This window comes from Cyanobium sp. ATX 6E8, assembly GCF_024346335.1.
Lineage (GTDB): Bacteria > Cyanobacteriota > Cyanobacteriia > PCC-6307 > Cyanobiaceae > Cyanobium_A.
Window position 1 is genome coordinate 15,796 of sequence record NZ_JAGQCT010000005.1, and the last position, 18,390, is coordinate 34,185.

Annotated in this window: 18 protein-coding genes and 1 pseudogene; 1 reads left to right on the top strand and 18 read right to left on the bottom strand. The window is 58.9% G+C overall.

Annotation, left to right across the window (positions count from 1 at the left end; all coding sequences use genetic code 11):
* Positions 1-3: 3 nt before the first annotated feature.
* The 3 genes from KBY70_RS05945 to KBY70_RS05955 all read right to left on the bottom strand — a co-directional run bounded on the left by KBY70_RS05945 (position 4) and on the right by KBY70_RS05955 (position 3,320).
* Complete coding sequence (locus tag KBY70_RS05945) at positions 4-1,065, bottom strand: Gfo/Idh/MocA family protein (protein ID WP_254987774.1); 1,062 nt, start codon at positions 1,063-1,065, stop codon at positions 4-6.
* Positions 1,066-1,082: 17 nt separating this feature from the next.
* Positions 1,083-1,799 (bottom strand): TylF/MycF/NovP-related O-methyltransferase, encoded by a 717-nt coding sequence (locus tag KBY70_RS05950; protein ID WP_254987775.1) that lies wholly within the window; start codon positions 1,797-1,799, stop codon positions 1,083-1,085.
* Positions 1,800-1,958: 159 nt separating this feature from the next.
* On the bottom strand, positions 1,959-3,320 hold the full coding sequence (locus KBY70_RS05955) for a hypothetical protein (protein WP_254987776.1): 1,362 nt from the start codon (positions 3,318-3,320) through the stop codon (positions 1,959-1,961).
* Positions 3,321-3,835: 515 nt separating this feature from the next.
* Here KBY70_RS05955 and KBY70_RS05960 point away from each other — a divergent pair.
* The gene (locus KBY70_RS05960) at positions 3,836-5,458 is read left to right on the top strand and encodes a hypothetical protein (protein ID WP_254987777.1); all 1,623 of its coding nucleotides are present in this window, start codon (positions 3,836-3,838) and stop codon (positions 5,456-5,458) included.
* A 77-nt stretch (positions 5,459-5,535) separates the two neighbouring features.
* Here KBY70_RS05960 and pseI read toward each other — a convergent pair whose 3' ends face one another.
* The 15 genes and pseudogenes from pseI to pseB form a co-directional block, all read right to left on the bottom strand.
* Positions 5,536-6,585 (bottom strand): pseudaminic acid synthase, encoded by a 1,050-nt coding sequence (gene pseI / locus KBY70_RS05965; RefSeq protein WP_254987778.1) that lies wholly within the window; start codon positions 6,583-6,585, stop codon positions 5,536-5,538.
* 16 nt (positions 6,586-6,601) lie between these two features.
* On the bottom strand, positions 6,602-7,045 hold the full coding sequence (locus KBY70_RS05970; protein ID WP_254987779.1) for a GNAT family N-acetyltransferase: 444 nt from the start codon (positions 7,043-7,045) through the stop codon (positions 6,602-6,604).
* Complete coding sequence (locus tag KBY70_RS05975; protein WP_254987780.1) at positions 7,045-7,863, bottom strand: formyltransferase family protein; 819 nt, start codon at positions 7,861-7,863, stop codon at positions 7,045-7,047. Before KBY70_RS05975 ends, KBY70_RS05970 begins: the two co-directional genes overlap by 1 nt.
* A gap of 166 nt (positions 7,864-8,029) precedes the next feature.
* Positions 8,030-8,356, bottom strand: coding sequence for a hypothetical protein (locus KBY70_RS05980; RefSeq protein ID WP_254987781.1), 327 nt, complete (start codon positions 8,354-8,356; stop codon positions 8,030-8,032).
* Positions 8,353-9,045 (bottom strand): formyltransferase family protein, encoded by a 693-nt coding sequence (locus tag KBY70_RS05985; protein ID WP_254987782.1) that lies wholly within the window; start codon positions 9,043-9,045, stop codon positions 8,353-8,355. The genes KBY70_RS05980 and KBY70_RS05985 overlap by 4 nt, the downstream gene beginning before the upstream one ends.
* Entirely contained in the window at positions 8,991-10,640 is a 1,650-nt protein-coding gene (gene pseG / locus KBY70_RS05990; protein WP_254987783.1) for a UDP-2,4-diacetamido-2,4,6-trideoxy-beta-L-altropyranose hydrolase, read from the bottom strand. The genes KBY70_RS05985 and pseG overlap by 55 nt, the downstream gene beginning before the upstream one ends.
* Positions 10,637-11,215: an RES domain-containing protein gene (locus tag KBY70_RS05995; RefSeq protein WP_254987784.1), complete on the bottom strand. Its 579-nt coding sequence runs from the start codon at positions 11,213-11,215 to the stop codon at positions 10,637-10,639. Before KBY70_RS05995 ends, pseG begins: the two co-directional genes overlap by 4 nt.
* A gap of 12 nt (positions 11,216-11,227) precedes the next feature.
* The gene (locus KBY70_RS06000) at positions 11,228-11,743 is read right to left on the bottom strand and encodes a hypothetical protein (protein WP_254987785.1); all 516 of its coding nucleotides are present in this window, start codon (positions 11,741-11,743) and stop codon (positions 11,228-11,230) included.
* 117 nt (positions 11,744-11,860) lie between these two features.
* Positions 11,861-12,550, bottom strand: coding sequence for a PIG-L deacetylase family protein (locus KBY70_RS06005; RefSeq protein WP_254987786.1), 690 nt, complete (start codon positions 12,548-12,550; stop codon positions 11,861-11,863).
* Positions 12,550-14,022, bottom strand: coding sequence for an aminotransferase class III-fold pyridoxal phosphate-dependent enzyme (locus KBY70_RS06010; protein ID WP_254987787.1), 1,473 nt, complete (start codon positions 14,020-14,022; stop codon positions 12,550-12,552). The genes KBY70_RS06005 and KBY70_RS06010 overlap by 1 nt, the downstream gene beginning before the upstream one ends.
* A 48-nt stretch (positions 14,023-14,070) precedes the next feature.
* Positions 14,071-14,583: pseudogene (locus tag KBY70_RS14545) on the bottom strand (cytidylyltransferase domain-containing protein); the annotation flags it as partial.
* Positions 14,584-14,586: 3 nt separating this feature from the next.
* The gene (locus KBY70_RS06015; protein ID WP_254987788.1) at positions 14,587-15,246 is read right to left on the bottom strand and encodes a class I SAM-dependent methyltransferase; all 660 of its coding nucleotides are present in this window, start codon (positions 15,244-15,246) and stop codon (positions 14,587-14,589) included.
* Positions 15,243-16,136 carry an aldo/keto reductase gene (locus KBY70_RS06020; protein ID WP_254987789.1) on the bottom strand — a complete coding sequence of 298 codons (894 nt, stop codon included), beginning with the start codon at positions 16,134-16,136 and terminating at the stop codon, positions 15,243-15,245. Before KBY70_RS06020 ends, KBY70_RS06015 begins: the two co-directional genes overlap by 4 nt.
* Positions 16,133-17,311, bottom strand: a complete 1,179-nt coding sequence (gene pseC, locus KBY70_RS06025) for a UDP-4-amino-4,6-dideoxy-N-acetyl-beta-L-altrosamine transaminase (protein ID WP_254987790.1) — start codon at positions 17,309-17,311, stop codon at positions 16,133-16,135. The genes KBY70_RS06020 and pseC overlap by 4 nt, the downstream gene beginning before the upstream one ends.
* Positions 17,308-18,327, bottom strand: coding sequence for a UDP-N-acetylglucosamine 4,6-dehydratase (inverting) (gene pseB / locus KBY70_RS06030; RefSeq protein WP_254987791.1), 1,020 nt, complete (start codon positions 18,325-18,327; stop codon positions 17,308-17,310). The genes pseC and pseB overlap by 4 nt, the downstream gene beginning before the upstream one ends.
* Positions 18,328-18,390: the final 63 nt, after the last annotated feature.

Consider the following 18,390-nt stretch of genomic DNA (forward strand, 5'->3'; position numbering starts at 1 on the left):
CCATCAAGCCCAGGGGAACACCTCAGGATCGTCGTCGGCAACAGAGGCCAAAGACAGGGGTATACCGCCTTGGCGGTGGGAGTGATAGGCCGCCACCAGCGTTTTCACGGCCAGCGTGGCATCCGCCAGGGTGGGATAGTTCTCACCGGCGATCAACGCCTGCAGCACCGCCTTGGTGGATTCCACCAGTTCTACTGCCGGAATCTGTTGCTGTTGGATCTGCACCGGCATGCCGTAGCGGCTGGTGGGGGCATCGCGATGCTCGGCTTCGCGCACCACGGCGGCCATCGCGCCAGTGAGTTCGTCGATGGTGATGCGGCCGTTGCGCGCCATGTAGGTGACTTGAACCCCATGCCCCTGATCGGCTGAAGCATCGATGTAGAGGCGGTGCCCGGGGGCTGTAGTAACCCGAATGCAGCCGGACACGTCCTGGAATTGTGGACCACGCGGGTTGGGCAGGGATTCCGAATCGAACCAAGCAGACACCTGAGCCGGGGCTTCGCCTGCAAGAAAGCGAAAGGCCTCGAAATAGTGGGTGGCATTCATGGCCATGCCGAAATTGCCTGCAGCCACGTGCATGGAGTGGAAGCCACCAAAAGCGGCGGAGCCGAGCAGATCCTTGGGAATGCAGTATTGAGGCAAAAAGCGCATCTGGTGATTCACGGCGATGCGTGCCCCTGTGCGCTCACAGGCCTGTTGCAGTGCAACACACTGCGCCAAGGATGTGGCCACCGGCTTCTCCAGGAGAATCCAGCGAACACCGGCCTCAATCGCCTGCAAGGCCTGGGCAGCGTGGCCATCGGCGGTGGTGGCGATCACCAGCAGCTCTGGCACTTGCACCTGCAGCAGCTCCTCAAGGCTGGTGCAGACAGCGGGAGCGGTCTCGCCTTGCCAAGCCTGAACAATCTGGGCGCAAGCAGCTTCAACCGAATCGGCTACGCCCACCAGCGCCATGCCCAGCCCCTGAAGCGCCTCCGCATGGCGCTGTCCCATGCGCCCACAGCCGAGTATTGCGACCGCAGACTGCCGAGGACTGACTAAACTAGCAAGCAATTGGGTCTGCATTAGAGCAGGAAATAAGACTATGATTTTATTATTAAGCCTTGCCCTGTGGGCAAAGTAAATACAAACTGCTCCCTTGCGCGAGCAAAATCATCTACCGCAAGCCGTTGCCTTGGATTGCGGCCGTAATCGTCCAACAGAATATACCCCCCCCCCACGACTAATTTCCATAGCAGCTCCAGGCAAGAGACTTCGGGCTTGGCGCTATTTAGGTCAACGCTAAGTAGGGAGATTGGAAATCTTGGAAAATCACCATTCAAGGCTTCAGGCAGCCATCCACGTACTATGGTATAATTATTAGTATTACTAAACTTGCGAATGACTCGCCGATAGATTTCTGGGTCGGCATAGGTTGAGCCAACAACACACTTCTCGTCTTCGTGTGCCATATCAGATAGGCCCTCCCAGCTGTCATACAAGTAATGGTGAGCAACTGGCAGAGATCCGAAATACTCTCTTATACAAGCAGCATAATTGGCCTCATGAACGCCAAGATCTACAAAACAAGAGTCAGGATGCAAGCGGCTAGCAGCTGATGCAAGACCGACGAGTATATGCAGCCTCCATTCGTATTGAGGAGCTCCATACAACGCGGTATAGTCCGCACAAGCATGCTGATAAGCACGCTTGAATGTTGGATCGTGCATCCATTCAAGACTAATCCTGTCTACCCACAAGTTGTCCCGGCCATAGTTTTTTTCAAACTTTGGATCGCCAGCACACAACGGGTGTTTCATAGGAGCCACGTTCAGCATACTTAGAATGCTAGCAGAATACGCAGTAGCACAAAGTCGGCTGTGCAAGGCCTTGCTAGCAAGAACGCACTGTTCCAATAACTCCTAGTTTACCTATCCTGGGACAAAGGACGATGCGCATCGCGCTTACGATTATGTAACTCAGTATCCCAAGGGGCCACGGCGGAACCTAGCAAAAAGATTATAGTATGTGCCATCGAGAGACTTGATGATCTTAGGAGGAGTATCATTGATGGCACACTCGAAGATGTTCCTCCAGGAAAGAGGCGATATTAGCTCGCCAAGAATTAAATATTGCAGCCATTTAGGCCGGAAGAGTAATTTTGAGATTGAATCACGCGGCGACATAAACGGAACAAAAGCCAGAGACGTATTGACAAAGCTATGACCCATACCATATAGCGTATTAAGCTCAGCGCCACGGCGGATAGCAGGATGTAAGTATAGCGCTCTGTGAAGAAATCCAATTGCGCCCGCAAAATCGGTTTTTATCGTACTACAGTCTGAAAATGTCTTTACTACAGATAAGAAATAACGATGTTGCGCCTCAGAATTGAAACCATTGCGCAAATAACTGTAACTGGGCTTATATGATGTAAATCTGCCATCTGCGTGGCTACTGAGCATTATTGTAGCCAGAGATCGGGCACATGATTCTTGCCAGCCGCATCTAAATGAATACAGAAAAGCTATAGCCCTTGCTGATAATCGAGATTTCAGTAACCGCCTAAACGAACCGCGAAGCCGACCAAGTAAGAAAGGCCTATCACGCTGGAGGGTTCCATTAAAGGCCGAGAATATTCCGATAGTATCACCAGTTACAACAACAGGATCATGAAAACTGTCGGAGATATACTCTCGTGCGACAATATCAATAAAATACTTATGCAGAAATGCCCGCTCTCCAAGCAGTGAATATTCTTCGCAAGCCCGAATAGCATGCGAAGGCTCCTTTGGATACACTCCCCATTTTGGGTTAATCACTATCAGCTTATCCGAATAGCCAGTTAGCCTAAAAAAAGCTACTACTAAATAGGCTTGAAAGACTCCTAGAAGATGTTTTGTGGCGACAACATGAATAAAAGCCTTGGCATTACGACCTAGAAGTATGGCTGGAATAAAAGAATCGATTCCAGAAGCCAATACAACTATATCCCTATCAGCACACGACTTAACAAGGAGTTGAGCCTTATCCTGCAAAAGTGCTCTAAAAAGCTGACACCCTTGAATCCCTTTAGGAGGCTTAGCGCTGAATAAATATGCATACCTTGCATCAGGCTCTATGGAAGCTTTAAGAATAGGCCTTGGGATCGTCTCTTTGGTGTGGAAGCACAGGCTATGATAAGGAGGCATACTATAGATAAATCCACCATATCCAAGAGGAAGAAAGCAATCAGGGCCTGAAGACTTTTCGTTTTCAGAAGCTTGAACTCGAAGTTTTTTATTTAACTCATGCAGGCTGGAGCGTGTCTCAGCTATGAAAAAGGTAGTAGGGCCAGTCAATCTAGATTTATCTTGCGGATCTAATACAGATGGATATAAAGCATGCGTGGAGGCAAGGGTGGGCGAAGGGGGGGGGTAATATTACATATTTCTAAGGCCTCACAATAGTCGCTGATAGTACATTGATTTTGCGCGAGAAGGCAGAAAGGAACAGCTTCTATTGAAAGTGTTTGACATGAAGAGGAGCATATGGTTAGAAATATGCTGCCTTCTGTGATTTCCATGCATGCTTCTGCCGCCGCCCCTTCACATGGATCGCTAGTAGGATTATCAAAGGCTATCAAATAGCTGGCTTCTTTAGATAATGGCTTAGGCTTAGAGGCGACAATTGAATTATTTTTATAACGTATAACAGAACAGAGCACGAGGGGATCTGGACCTTCGGTTAAGCTGATGGCATGTGCCAGTGTAGTTGGCATCTCAGATAATGCGACTCTATGATTTGCTTGGTGGCCAAAAGGTTATCTGGCATCAAGCTATGATTCAATTCTACAGTAGGCATTACAGCTAAGGCAATGAGCACAACTCATCAATTAAGTTCGCGAAGGTTTATATTTCTTAACTACCACAGCTCGGCGGCCCAAAAGCTTCATTTACATCTAGCGGCTCAAGGACTCTGCCTAGAGGCGATAACATTTGACTCGAGTTTAGTCAAGAAATATGAGCTTATTGAGTCGGTCGGCCTAGATGGCATTGAGCTTGTAGATACAACAAGTGCATGGCAAAGTGAGATAGGGCTCCCTGGTCATAAAGTTGAGAGGAGCCCTTCTGCCTACAATTTAGATGACTTGGATAAGGCTATGGTTGACGCAAGGCTAAGACTGCTCACGTGGATTACTCATAGAGAGAACTATGGGAAAGGAATCACCGAGCTTCAGGTTAATACTATCATGAATTACTCATTAAATAATGCACTCGCTTTGTTAGAGACTATTCGGCCATGTCTGATTGTCAGTCTCCTCGCTCCATGCACGCCCTTTGATATCTGTATTGTTGCATTGGCAAAAGAGCTTGGCATAACAACCGCTTCATTGAATGAGGTTAATCTTTCTGGCTTCTATTATCTGACGTTTAACCAGTTTAACCATGCCCAAGATATTGCAGCTCTCGAGAACTGCAATATCAGAAGTTCAGAAAAAGAGACCATGGCTGTTGGCTACCTTAAGAGTTTTCTCGAGGAAACGCCCTACTATATTAGCAAAGACCTTCAGAAGGTTGATTCCAGTCTCGAGCAGGACCAAAAAGATCTCGGAATCTTTGCGGAAAAATCGAAAAAAAAAGCCGAAAAGCTAGTTGCTTCAAGTGGTGGACAGATTCTTCGTTACACCTCATCGGAACTTCAGCGAATTGGTTTTATTTCAGGCAGGGATCTAAAGCATCACGTGTATAGCCAGGCCCAGAAAGAGAGGATGCGTGCAGACTATATTCAATTTATGAAGAGTAGCATGCGAGAAGCGGAGGACAAGCCAGCTATCTTGATATTATTGGATTACTATCCAGAAATAACGCGCTATCCCATAGGAGGGGATGACTATTTCTATTCAAACTACTTTGCCTTGGCGAAAATACTTAAAAACAGTGCTTTATTCAATCTTTGCAGTACAAGCATGGTATATGTCAAGGAACATCCCGCTATGCTTGAGGTTTCAAATCATTCGCATCCTCGCTTCGGCTTGAGTGGCCTCATGAAAAGCCATGGGGCTACCTTCGTTAGCCCACTTCGAAAAACAACTAGCCTTCTCTTGGATAATCCGATGTTAGTTGTGATTACTGGAGTTTCCAATGCCGGTGTTGAGGCATCGCTTTTAGGGCATACAACTGTCACGACTTCAAAGCCATGGTGGCTATGCATGCCTAATACTTATCATTGCAATGTTTATTCGCGCAAGGTCAGTAGCTTTAAGCATTCATGGAGGCAGCAATGCACAGAATCGACCAGTGACAGTCCAATCCATGAATATGCATGCGGAGAGGCCGAACGCGCTTACTCTTCATTTATATTGAATTACTGTGTTAACCTCGGTGTATCCATGTCGGCAATTGATACACTCTTTTTCTCGCAAGCGGATGCGTATTGCTCAGAGTTCAAGACTATTGCCAAGGCGATAGCAGCTAGATTGGCACGCAAGTCTGATTAGATTGTATTTGAGGGGTGAGCGAAGTTTGCGTGGGCCCGATCAGAGCCCGATGCCAAATAGGCTAAATATGGTGCCACTCAAAAGAGGCTGTCAATTGTAACTGGTGCTCCTTTTTTGTACCTCTGACGAGCTTTTTGGCTCAAAAGCTGCCGATAGAGATGGGGTGGTGCGCCATGACCTGGCCTCACTATTCGAATGTTGCCAGCCGTGAAGGGCTCTCCTTCGGCGATGTCAGCAGCGGCATAGATGGACCGGCGAAACACCAAGCTCGTATTCTCGGCTTCAGTCGGCCCATAGCGGACCCCCCCTAACGCCTTCCATGCTCTTTCCACTTCACTCACTAAAAGAGTCATCTCCGATGGCTCCAGAGAAAAGGCAGAATCCACGCCTCCATCGGCACGGGCTAGTGTGAAATGTTTCTCAATCACGCTGGCGCCGAGAGCTACGGCGGCCACGGCCGCTCCCACTCCCATGGTGTGATCACTCAGGCCCACCTCGCACCCGAACAGCTCGCGCAGGTGGGGGATGGTGCGCAGGTTGGTGTTCTCAGGAGTGGCCGGATAAGTGCTGGTGCACTTCAGCAATACCAGCTCGCTGCAGCCGGCGACACGGGCGGTGCGCACCGCATCGTCCAGTTCGCCCAGTGACGCCATGCCGGTGGAGATGATGAGCGGCTTACCGGTTGATGCAGCCTTCTCGATCAGCGGCAGGTGGTTGTTCTCGAAGCTGGCGATCTTGAAGGCTGGCACATCCAGCTCCATCAGGAAGTCGACCGCCGTTTCGTCAAACGGTGAACTGAAGCAGATCAGGCCCAGCTCACGGGCCCGCTCCATGATCGGGGCGTGCCACTCCCAGGGGGTGTAGGCCTTTGCATAAAGGTCGTGCAGGTTCTGGCCGGCCCAGAGGGAATCGGGATCGTTGATCTCGAAGCTGCCGCCGCGCACGTCGAGCGTCATCGTGTCGGCGGTGTAGGTCTGCAGCTTGATAGCGTGCGCTCCCGCCTGGGCTGCGGCCTCCACGATCGCCAGGGCCCGCTCGAGGCTCTGGTTGTGGTTGCCGCTCATCTCTGCGATCACAAACGGTGGGTGCTCCGGGCCGATCGGGCGGCCGGCGATGTGGATGGTCATGGTGTGATGGAGCTCATCAATGGGCAATGCGTGAGGGGGCCTGTGGCAGGAGCGTCAGCATGGCAGTTGAGCCATCGGCCAGTTGGCCGCAACTCTGGAAGCCCAGGGGCGCAAAGAACTCCGGGATGCGGGTGGTGAGACTCACCATCGCCGGCCCCGTGGCGGCGTTGTCGGTCAGCAGGCGTTGCACCAGGGCCTGCCCCAAGCCCTGTCCGCGTGCCTGAGGCGCCACAGCCAGGTTGTCGAGGTGGCCGCCCTTGCTGTGGGGGCTGAGCATCACTATGCCGAGTAGTTCGCCGCTCTCGCCCGCTGCGATCCAGAGGCGCTGGCGGCGGTGGCTGGCGCCCACCAACCGCTCGAACACATCGCGGGGAGGCCGCGAGAAGCAGGCATTGAGCAGCTGCTGCAGCTGCTGCCAGGGGGCGGCCTCGAGGGGCTGTTCGCGGAGCGCGTAGGCCATCAGCCAGCTCTCCAGGCCGTAGCCCGAGCAGCCAGATCAGGGCTGGGTGCTGCATGGCGATCAGGCCAGCCCCGGCTTGCCTTCAGTAGTCGCCGCTGGCGGGGGGGGGGGGAGGAGAGATTGCTGTTAAGTCTGGTGATTCTCACGTCGGCGTAGAGGCCATCGCTGCGGCGGCTCACGCGGCGGAACTCCAATCGCAGGCCATGGGCTTCCAGGAAGGCGTGGGGGTAGCCCTCGGCATCCAGCATGCGGATCTGGTCGTAACAGGCGAGCAGATCCCCCCTTGGACAGACCTCGAGGTTGCTCTGCTCGGGCTTGCGCCGGCTGAACAGCACCGGCTCGCCTTGCTGGGGCTGCGGCTCAGGCTGCTCCCGCACGATCCCGGCGATCATCGCCTCGATCAGGGCGTCAGCCCGCAGAAAGATCTCCTCAGCGCTCCCCTGAAGGCTGAGCGGTTCTTTGAGGTAAATCGGGCCGGCATCCAGCTCAGCTGAGCAACGCAATGCGGTGAGCATGGTGCTGCTATGGCCCCGCTGGATCAGATTTTGCATTGGGCTGCCGCCTCGGCCGAAGGGCAGGTCGGTCATGTGGAAGATCACGGTGGGCCAGCGGCTCCAGATCGCCTCCGGGATCAGATGGCTCCAGTGCGGCACGAAAATCCACTCTGGATCAAGAGCCGCCACGGCTTCCAGCTGAAGGGCAGCCGGCTTGCCGATGGTGTGAACGGGGCGCTCCAGGGCAACACAGAGCCGATCAGGCAGCCCCACGTTCCAGGGTCGGCTGGAGAGCAGCAGCAGGGGTTGCGGTGGGGCGGGCATCAGCTGCGGGTCATGCCGAGGGCGAGGGTGATGAAGTCAAGTTGTTCATCCCTTGGAGCGCCACGCAGGCCGGCCAAAGCGACTTCAGCATCGTTCACGGCACTGAGCACCTCACCGTGTTTGTGGCGAGCGTTTGGGTCGTCATCAGCTGGATGACGCGCCATCCTTACCAGTGCTCCGTTCCGATCATGCGCTGGTCGTCGTGAAAGTCGTAGCGGAGGTGTGGAAAACGCCGTTCCCCGATGGCCCAGAGTGCACGGCGTACAGCCAGGGTGCTCTGGCTGAGCGTATTGAGATCAATGCCGGGCTCCACAAGCCGGAACTTGAGGTGCACGAAGAGCACCGGGTCGCCGTCGTGGTCGAGCCCAGGATTCACCAGTACACCCTCGAGGCCCTGGCTGGTCAGGTGCCCTTCCAAAACATCGCGGATGGTCTGCTCCACCTCCGCAGCCACGGGGTGGTCGAGATCACGCTCGTAGGTGAAGGCCGTCATGGCAATGGAGAGCCAGGGGGCTGAGGGGATCGTAGGGGGGCTGGCTGGATTTGCAGCCCATAGCGCCGCCCCCGCAGCTCCACAAAAGCGGGATAGCGCTGGTTGTCCACCACCCGCAGCACGTTCAGCTGCTCTGCCAGGGAACGCTGGGGATCCAGCTCGGAATCGGCCGGGCGGCGGCGGCGGTAGTGGCTGGCCTCTCCTTGCTGGGGCAGGGCGTGCGCAAGTACTTCGGCGTAGCGATCCAGCCACTCCAGGCAGAGGGCGATTGTGGCTTCGGCCTGCAGGGCTCGCCACTCCTCCACCAGCTCCGTTCCCTGCAGGTCGATCGTGTGCTGCAGATAGATCGGCCCAGCGTCCAGTGCGGCGGTGGCTTCAAAGAGAGTGATGGGGATCTGGCTGGCGCCTTCGAGGATCTGCCAGGTCATCGGGCTCCAGCCCTGGCCCTGGGGCAGGGCGCTCTCGTGCACCACCAAGATGTGGCGGTGCAGGGCTAACTGATCGGGGCTGAGCAGGCGGCCGCAACTCAGCAGCAAACACACATCGCCTGGGGCCAAATCGGTGGGGTGGTGGATCCAGCGCACGGCATGGCCCCGCCTCCAGAGGGCCTCGATCAGCTGGGGGAGATCGTCGTTCAGCCAGCTGGAGGCATCGCTGAGCAGGGTGAGGCGGCTGGGCGCCAGCGCCAACGTGTCGCAGTGCGAGACGGGGGGGGGACTAACGGGATGACCTCGACCGCAAAGCCAGCTCTAACGAAGGTGGCCTGGCTGGCGGTGTTACCGGCCAGCACCTCAGCCACCGCTTCCGTCCCGGGGCCCCAGTGCTGCTCCATGGCCTGCAAGCCCAGGCGCACCAGTTCTGTGGCCAGCCCCTGGCCGCGGGCGCAGCGATCCAGCGATAGATCAATCATCGCCTCGCGGGGCGCCTCAACCGCAGGCTGCGGCTGGCGATCAAAGCGGATCTGGCCCAGCGGGCAGCCCTGGGCGTCGCTGGCGATCAGCAGCAGGAGGTTGGCATCAGCCAGGCCGGCCCGAAACCAGCGCTGGTGATCGGCCGGGGAGATCGGAGCGGGCGAGAAGCTGTTGGCGCGTACATCCGGGTTATTGGCCCAGCGCAGCAGCAGTGCTTCATCCGCAGCAGTGGCCGGCCGCAGCTGGAGCGGGGGTTCCAGGCCCAGCAGCGCTGTGACCACCCGCGCTGCTCCCCAGCCATCGGTGAGGCCGTGGCCGCAGGCCCGGGGCCAGGGGCCTTGCAGAGCCGGCAGCAACGCCTGGACGATCTGCTCAGCGAACACGCTCGCGACATCGCCGAGCAGCTGGATTGCACCCACCTGATCCAGGGCCACCGCAAAGGGCAGCTGGTTGTCAGCAATCGCCACCACCAGCGAGGGCAGCCCAAGGCAGGCCCGCTCCCAGGTGGTGGCGCCGCCGGCGCCAATCGCCAGATCGGCTCGGGCGATCAGGCCCGCCAGGCTGGGCAGGGGGTCGTACAGCGTGGTGTGGGGCCGGCGGGCCACCAGCTCCGCCACCGCCTGGCGATGGGGCGACTGCAAACCCAGCACCACATCCACCGCCAGGTGGGCGAGCTCGGGCGCCAGCAGAGCCCCCAGAGCCTGGACCGTGAGGTTGGACGGATCCACGCCACCGAAGAACACCAGCACCCGCCGCAGCTCCGTGCGCGGCGGCACCAGCGGATGCAGCTGGGCGTAGTGGGGCCCCAGCAGCGCGTAGTGGGGCCCCAGCAGCTGGCGGCACTGCTCCGGCACCAGGCCCGCATAGCGGCCCTCGGTGGCCTCAGCGAAGAAGTTCTGGTCGAGCAGCAGATCCGCCTGGTGCGGCCGATCGGCCAAGTCGTCGATCACCAGCAACCGGGGCGGGGCAGCTGCGGCCAGGCCTGCCAGCAGGTGGATTTCCCAGGTGGCATCCAAACCGTAGTGGTCCATCACCAGCCAGCTGGCGCTGCGGATGCCGGCCTTGGCCAGGGCCTGTAGGCAGTCGGCTGCGTCCTGGTCCTGGCTGCAGCCCAGCCAGGCGCTATGGAGCTGACGGCCATGCAGCGGCTCACCCTCCGGCGATGGCGTCGCCGACAGCGGCAATTCCGGCAGGGCCAACACCGAAAACTCCTGCTCCAGCAGGCTGATCAGATCGCAGGGCTGGCGCCGGCAGAGAAAGGTGACGTACGCCCCGCGGCGGCGCAGCTCCCGCGCCAGGGTGCGGCAGCGCATCACATGGCCGCTGCCGATCGAGAGGGAGGCGTCGGCGCGGATGAGGATGGTAGGCGTCATGGAGGCAGCATCCCCTCCCTTCGCACCAAGGGCAGCAGCTCAGGTCCGGGGCGACCCTCGCGCACACAGCACCATCCCGGCAGCTGCTCTGCCGCACACCACAGCAGGATCACCTGTGCCGGGATCGGCAGGTCATCGGCCTGTTCGCCACCCTCGAACAGACGCATGCAGGGGAGGGCTATATCGCTGTGATGGAGCGCTGCGCTGGGGGCCAGCAACCCCTGGGCACCTTGTGCCTTCAGCTGATCCACCAGGGCAAGCCTGGCGTCTTTGGCAGCCGGTGTAGTTCCCAGCACCAATTCTATGGATAGGTTCACAGGCTGAAGATCCGGATCAGTCCAGTGATCAGGAATCAGCACGGCCCAGAGCGCTGCTGCTACGCCCTCCAGATCCGCCGGATCCTCGATTTCCTGATGGCGGATCCATTCGGCCCAGGCCACCGTGGGGGTGTTGGCCAGATAGTGCACGGGCTCATCGCAGGCACGGTTCCAGCGGCCGGCCTGTTGCCCGGGCGATTGCCAGAGGAAGGGGTAGCGGCGATCGCAGACGCGAAAACCAAGACGAAGCGGGCTCAAAGCGCGATCCGCTCAGGTTGCCAGCAAACCAAGGCTGGCTGATTGAGCCAGAGCAACGAGAGGCTGAATGGCGTCATCGTCGGGATCCCAATCGCCTTTGAGCCGATCCTGCGGCGCTTGACCATCCAGCGCGGCGCGAGGGCGCTGGAACCAGCGGCGGATTCCATAGGCGTTGTAGGTGCCCTCCAGCTGATCGATCAGCAGGGCCAGCCAGTGCAGCCGGGCCGCAACCGCATCGGGGCAGTGGCGCTCGCCCTTGGCATAGCGCCGCACAGAGACAGGCCCAATCCCCAGCAAGGCAGCGAGCAGGGCGTCGTCGTCGAGGACCTTGCGGACACCCTGCCATTCGGTGCCAGGCGTCGGGCACTCCTCGAGCCGCTCGTAGACCTGCGCCAGCAGCTGATCACGAGATTCTGAGGCCTCCGGCTTCTGATCCAGCCACTGCCGGGCAGCCTGGGTGCAGATCCCCTGGCGCAGCAGGCCCTCCATGGCCGCAGCCGTGGTGGCTGGCTGCCCAACCACGCCCATGCGCACCACCCGGTCACGAAACCGGGCTTCGCTGATACGGGACTGCCTGGCGGGCACAGACCTGGGTCGTAATTGGATCTTGGCCATGATCCAATCCTAATCCGGGCGACAAGTGGATCAGCGCAGCTCTCGAAGCAGACAGAAGGCCTCAGCGGCCTCCACCCCCGCCTGGGCGCCGCGCCAGCGGGCCAGGTGTTCCAGGGCCTCAATCGAGCGGGCATGGGGCCAGGGCCGCATCTCGGCGGCGTAGGCATCCAGGGCCTGCCGTTTGCGGGCCCACTGGGCCGTGATGTCCACAAACCAGTTGGGCTGGAAGGCCGGCGCTGAGCCAGGCGGCTGCCACTCCGTGCTGCTGGCCACCTCGTAGCTCAAGAGCCGCCGCACCGGCTGGCCTGGCGTGGGCCGGCAGGCGGTGACCACCGACTCATGCAGACGGCGATGGTCGATGTTCACATCACCGGCGTGGTGCACATACACCACCTGGGGCTGGTGCCGGGCAATGCGCTCTTCGATCTGTTTGATCAGATCCAACCGATCGAGGGAGTCGAGACGGTTGTCGGGCAGATCTAGAAGCTCCACGCCCGCCGCGCCCAGGATGGCGCCGGCCGTCTGTGCAGCGTGCGCAAGGCTGGAGAGTTCCTCAGCTGCTTCGCCCCGGTCGCGCTGCACTTGCCTTGATGTGGCCCCTTCCGCCACGATCAACACCTGCACCGTATCGCCAGCGTCGGCATGGCGGGCGATGGTGCCGCCGCAGCCGAGCACTTCGTCGTCGGGGTGGGCGGCGACGACCAAGACGGAATCAGCCATTAATTCAGCCGCTTAAAGCCGCCATGGCAAACCGGCCCTTCCAGAAGATCAGCTACTGGACGACCTTGCTCACATTCTGCAATCAAGGCAAACACCCCATCCAGCCCTAGCAAGTAAGCCTCCACTAATTCTCGAGTATGGGCCAGCGACAAATAGCAGCTGGTGGCGGCCAGATAGCCCTTCTTCAGCATCTCCTGGCTGATCAGCGTCTTGTATTCCAGAGCTTTCGGGCTTTGGAAGGCAAAACCCGTGAGTGCGGCCAGGCCGTTGTGGCTGATAGCCAGCCCATGCCGATCGGCCAGCTCCTGCCAGCTCCGGCGCAGCTGCAGGCCCGTGGCAGTGACCTGCTCCCAGCTGCGTTCCCGCTCCATCACCTCAAGCGTCTTCAGAGCAGCACTGGGCCCGATGCGCTCGGTCCAGAACGTGCTGCTGATGAACGTGCTTTGGGCCGCCTCCATCACGGCACGGCGGCCGATGGTGGCGGTGATGGCGTAGCCATTGCCGAGGGCCTTACCGAACATCGCCATATCGGGCTCCACGCCGTATTTCAGATGCAGGCCACCGAATGTTTCGCGGAAGCCGGAGGTGCATTCATCAAAGATCAGCACGATGCCGCGGCGGGTGCACAGCTCACGTACGCCCTCTAGGAAACCGGGATCCGGTGGGTTGGTGCGCTGCACCTCCATCTTCACGGCGGCCAGCTCATGGGTGGCAGCAATGCTTTCCAGCTGATCCAGGCGGTTGAAACTGAAGGGCTGCACGCTTCCCGCCAGGGCCCTCGGCACGCCGTTGGGCTCCAGACCCGGGAGCAGGTGCTCCTCGAGGCCTGAATCGTTCTGGAGGTTGGTGGCGAGATACCAGTCGTGCCAGCCGTGGTAGCCGCAGATGGCCACCGTGTCACGCCCGGTAGCGGCACGGGCGATACGGATGGCAATGGCATTGGCCTCGCCGCCGCTGCGGGCGAAGCGGGCCATCTCAGCCCAGGGATGCAGGGCCACCAAACGTTCAGCCAGCCACACCTCCTCCGGGCAGTTGAGGGTGCTCATGTTGCCGCCAGCCACGGTGGCCGCCACGGAAGCATCCACCTCGGGATGGCCGTAGCCGAGCAGGTTGGTGCCAATCCCCATGATGCTCATGTCGATGAGCTCGCGGCCGTCGAGATCCCAAACCCGGCAGCCTTTAGCCCGGGAGAAGTAGGCCGGCCACTGCTCCGGCAGGAACATCTCGGCCCGCTTGGAGAGCAGCATGTTGCCGCCGGGAATCACCCGCTTGGCACGGCGCCAGAGCTTCTGGCCTTCGCCCATCCGTGCCCCTTCGTTGCGCGCGAAACTGGAATTGGCGGCAAACAAGTGCGGTTGCCGCTGGTGCAGCTCAAGAACATCAAGCCAGGAAAAGTCGGACTGCTGTCCGAAATGGTGGACCACAGCGCGGATCACCTCAAGGTCTTCTGGCTCATCCACGGTCCAGCGCATTGCAGACAAATCTGAGCTGTGATGCAGAGATCCGACTCGAAGAGCACCGCTTTCTCGCATCCAAGGGGTGACATGTTCCCGCTGAGTTGCGGAATGACACTCGGCTTGGGCACGTAGCAATGCATCGCGAGTGAAGACCTCAAGGTCGAGGCCATCGGGATACGAGGGAGGCACGCAATTAGTCAGATAATCCACCCCCTGGCGATGGAAATCCGATATCACCTTGGCCAGCAGATCTGGATCGACAAGCGGACAATCTCCAGTCACCCGAACGAGAGTTGAAGCTGTGGTGGATGCAGCCGCAAGCGCAAATCGTGCTAGCACGTCGTGCTCAGAGCCACGAACCACGCTGACCCCAAGCGATTGAGCTAAATCAACCAGCTCATCATCTGCAGGCTGATTAGTGGTCGCCAGCAAAATGGTGTCAACCACATCACAGCGACGCAAGCGCTCCAGAAGAAAGGCGATTAGGGGCCGTCCACCCAGATCAGCCAATACCTTCCTTGGAAGGCGACTGGAGCTTGTGCGCGCCTGAACGATAGCTGCAGTCTGAGCGGTCACAGGCTAAAGAGGCGATATTGCAGATCGACGAATAACCGTGGCTGCCACCCAGTCATCGGCAGAGTCGGTATGGCAGTAGGGGGGGGTGTGATGCCTGAGCTTATGGTCTGTGATCACATACTCAGGATGCCAAAGAAACATGGCTGGAAGGTTAGATTTGAAACTCAATATACCGATCTTATGGTGATAGGGATTACTGCGTTGATAGGGCGACCAGAAATCAAGGATGGCCAACCAACTTTCGGGTTTTAGAACTCGATGAGCTTCAGCAGCAATTTGAAAGAGATGATCTCGATCACAGAGATAGAGGCAAAAACCAAACACCAGCAGATCAACACTCCGGTCGGAGTAGGGAAGAGAGTCCGCTGTGCCAACCCGAGCGTCAACACCAAGCTGCTCTGCTGCGGCGACAGCCTGGGCGCTGGGATCTACGCCTGAGATCGCCCAGTCTCTCTGATTCGCCAAGCTCTGGAGACGCAAACCCTGTCCACAGCCGACTTCAACCACCGATGTGCCAGATCCAGCCTCAAGGGGCAGTTCCAGCAACAAAGGCAGTAGCGGATCTTCAGCGGTATCGGCAAGCGGCTGATTGCGTCGATTGCGCTGGAACCAGGCGTCTCCCTCCCCTGAAAGAAACACATCACGCTGGAGAGGATTAGTCATAAGTTCGGCCACCGTCGTGGATCAAGGAAAATTTGGTCATTAAGAGCCCAAGATCTCCACTCAATCTTTTGCAGCGGTGAGGATAGTGACCAAGCGGTACTCAGTTCCGCCAGTTCTTGCCTGCTGCAAACTCCTATCACCACCGCTTCCAAATCCTCTTTGTCACGAGCAAATCCGAGGGCCAGATCGATCAACCGACAACCTCTCTCCTGCGCTAGAGCCTCTAGAGCATGCTGATTGGCACGCACTTCCGGGCTCACCCAAGGCGGCCACTTCTCGGCAGGGGTAAGCAGCAAGCCCTGCAGGTAAAGGCTGCGGGCATGAATACCAGTACCAGAGGCACGCAGGCGGGCCAAGGTGCCGTCTTGCAGCAACCGCTGATCCAAAAGAGATAAAGGCAACTGTACTAGATCGAGCAAGCCTGGATTCACCCCTTCGAGATCCTCAGCGGCATAGATCGACACGCCAAGCCGCTGCACTAGGCCTCGCTCCCGCAAGCTCAGCAACCAAGTCTCTAGATGTTCGCCACCTGGTTTGCGCAGGTCCGCTGGGGCATGCAGCAGCAACGCATCTAGGCCCTGCACATCAAGGCGCTGGCAGCTTGCTAAAAAGGTTTGCTCCCAGGCGTCTGAGTCTCGGGCACAGAACACAGGCTGCGGCTGGGCCGGGAGCTTGCTGATTATTTTGAAGCAATGGGAAGCTGGCAACTGGCGGCCAAGCACCATCTCTGCGTTGCCATAGGCCTGAGCGGTATCCAAATAGAGGATGCCGGCATCCTGCGCCTGGGACAGAAGCTGCGCCACCTCATCTTCTGACACCTGCCCAGCCGAATTGGTAATGCCGTAGGCCAAGCCGAACTGCGCGGTGCCCAGGCAGAGCTGTGGTGTCATGGCAGCAGCAAAGCAGTGAGAGCATCCACAACACGCTGCTGATCAGGCTCCTGCATGCCTGGGTAGAGAGGAAGGCTGATGGCAGTGCTCGCATAGGCCTCCGCTACGGGGAAATCTCCCTCCTTGAACCCCGACTGCCTGTAATACGGCTGCAGATGCACCGGGCTGTAGTGCAGCTGCACGCCGATCCCAGCGGCACGCAGCCGCTCAAACACCTGCCGATGCTGCTCGGCAGTGGCCTGCTGCAGGCGGATCACGGCCAAGTGCACGGAACTCAGTACATGCTTTGGCACCTCCAGTAGCTTCACCGGCAATCCAGCCAGCAGCTCCCGGTAGCGCTGCAGTTGCCGGTTTCGCTCTGCCACGATTTCATCGAGCCGTTGCAGCTGACTCAGCCCCAGCGCCGCCTGGATATCTGTGATCCGGTAGTTGAAGCCTAGCTGCTGTTGCTCATACACCCAGGGACCCGCCGCTGGCCGCTCAAAGCGCTCGGCGTCACGCACGATGCCGTGGCTGCGCAGTTCCGCCATGCGCTGGGCCAGCAGCGGCTCGTTGGTGTTGGCCAGGCCGCCTTCACCGGTGGTGATGATCTTCACCGGGTGGAAGCTGAACACCGTGATGGCGCTGTGGCGGCAGTTGCCCACTGGCTCGCCCCGGTAGCGGCCGCCTATCGCATGGCTGGCATCCTCCAGCACCGCAAAGCCATAGCGCTCGGCCAACGCACCAATCGCCGCCATGTCGCAGCTGCTGCCCGTGAGATGCACCGGAACCACCACCTTTGGCAGGGTGCCATCTCGTTCGGCCTGCTCCAGCTTGGCTTTTAGCGACGCCACGCTCATCAGCCCGGTGGCGGGCTCAATATCGACAAAGTCGACCGTGGCGCCGCAGTAGCGGCCGCAGTTGGCCGAGGCTACAAACGTGATCGGAGAGGTCCAGAGGTGATCACCCGGCCCTAGCCCCAGGGCTAGGCAGGCGATGTGCAGGGCGCTGGTGGCACTGTTCACCGCCACCCCATGGGTGGCACCCACCCTCGCAGCCACTGCCTGCTCGAAAGCGGGCACCGCAGGCCCCTGGGTGAGGAAGGGGCTGCGCAACACCGCCTCCACCGCGGCGATATCCGCTTCGGTGATGGTTTGGCGGCCGTAAGGGAGGAAGGGCCTCGGGTCGCTGCTCATGCGGGCTGGAAAGCAGGGTGCACATGCTCGCGGATCAGCTCACGCAGCTGCTCCACGCTGAGGAACTCAGGATTGGAGCCGGAGTTGTAGGCAAACCCCGTGGGCACGGCAGTGCTGCTGATGCCGGCCTCCTGGTAGCGCTGCAGCACGCGGCCGTCGCTGGGCAGGATTGCGTAGTAGGCGCCTAAGTCGACCGTGGTGAAACTGTCTGAGGCGGTGATCATCTCCTCGTGGATCTTCTCGCCAGGACGAATGCCGGTGATCGGCTTCTCGCAGCTCGGCCCGATCGCCTCGGCTACATCGGTGATCCGGTAGCTGGGGATCTTGGGCACAAACAGCTCCCCGCCCAGGGAGTTCTCCAGGGCCCAGAGCACCATGGCCACCCCCTCGCTCAGCGAGATGTTGAAGCGTGTCATCTCCGGATCGGTGATCGGCAGCACGCCTGTTTTCGCCTTTTCCAGGAAGAAAGGGATCACCGATCCGCGCGAGCCCATTACATTGCCGTAACGCACCACCGAAAAGGCCAGATCGCGCTTTCCCTTGATGTTGTTGGCGGCGATGAACAGCTTGTCGGAGCAGAGCTTGGTGGCGCCATAGAGGTTGATTGGGGCGGCCGCCTTGTCGGTGCTCAGAGCCACCACCCGCCGCACGTCGGTATCCAGGCAGGCCTGCACCACGTTCTCGGCGCCCATCACATTGGTGTTGATGAATTCGATCGGGTTGTATTCCGCCGCCGGCACCTGCTTGAGCGCTGCGGCGTGCACCACCGTGTCGATGCCCGCCAAGGCCCGCCTGAGTCGCTCCTGGTTGCGCACGTCGCCGATGAAGAAGCGCAGCTGGGGAAAGTCGCGCTCGGGATAGTGCTGTTGAAGTTCCCACTGCTTAAGTTCGTCGCGGCTGTACACCACCAGCCGCTCGATCTTGGGGTAGCACTTCAGCGTTTCGGCGATGAACGCTTTCCCGAAGCTGCCTGTGCCGCCGGTGATCAGGATGCGGGAACTGGAATCGAAGGGCATGGGCTGAGGGTTGGCCGTGAGCTGAAAAGGGAGATCGACGGGTTTGCGGGCAGACGGGATTGG

Bases quoted from the DNA above. Each gene is read 5' to 3' on its own strand.
- KBY70_RS05945 (WP_254987774.1), bottom strand. From the start codon at position 1,065: ATGCAGACCCAATTGCTTGCTAGTTTAGTCAGTCCTCGGCAGTCTGCG.
- KBY70_RS05950 (WP_254987775.1), bottom strand. From the start codon at position 1,799: ATGAAACACCCGTTGTGTGCTGGCGATCCAAAGTTTGAAAAAAACTAT.
- KBY70_RS05960 (WP_254987777.1), top strand. From the start codon at position 3,836: ATGAGCACAACTCATCAATTAAGTTCGCGAAGGTTTATATTTCTTAAC.
- pseI (WP_254987778.1), bottom strand. From the start codon at position 6,585: ATGACCATCCACATCGCCGGCCGCCCGATCGGCCCGGAGCACCCACCG.
- KBY70_RS05970 (WP_254987779.1), bottom strand. From the start codon at position 7,045: ATGGCCTACGCGCTCCGCGAACAGCCCCTCGAGGCCGCCCCCTGGCAG.
- KBY70_RS05975 (WP_254987780.1), bottom strand. From the start codon at position 7,863: ATGCCCGCCCCACCGCAACCCCTGCTGCTGCTCTCCAGCCGACCCTGG.
- KBY70_RS05980 (WP_254987781.1), bottom strand. From the start codon at position 8,356: ATGACGGCCTTCACCTACGAGCGTGATCTCGACCACCCCGTGGCTGCG.
- pseG (WP_254987783.1), bottom strand. From the start codon at position 10,640: ATGACGCCTACCATCCTCATCCGCGCCGACGCCTCCCTCTCGATCGGC.
- KBY70_RS06000 (WP_254987785.1), bottom strand. From the start codon at position 11,743: ATGGGCGTGGTTGGGCAGCCAGCCACCACGGCTGCGGCCATGGAGGGC.
- KBY70_RS06005 (WP_254987786.1), bottom strand. From the start codon at position 12,550: ATGGCTGATTCCGTCTTGGTCGTCGCCGCCCACCCCGACGACGAAGTG.
- KBY70_RS06010 (WP_254987787.1), bottom strand. From the start codon at position 14,022: ATGCGCTGGACCGTGGATGAGCCAGAAGACCTTGAGGTGATCCGCGCT.
- KBY70_RS06015 (WP_254987788.1), bottom strand. From the start codon at position 15,246: ATGACTAATCCTCTCCAGCGTGATGTGTTTCTTTCAGGGGAGGGAGAC.
- KBY70_RS06020 (WP_254987789.1), bottom strand. From the start codon at position 16,136: ATGACACCACAGCTCTGCCTGGGCACCGCGCAGTTCGGCTTGGCCTAC.
- pseC (WP_254987790.1), bottom strand. From the start codon at position 17,311: ATGAGCAGCGACCCGAGGCCCTTCCTCCCTTACGGCCGCCAAACCATC.
- pseB (WP_254987791.1), bottom strand. From the start codon at position 18,327: ATGCCCTTCGATTCCAGTTCCCGCATCCTGATCACCGGCGGCACAGGC.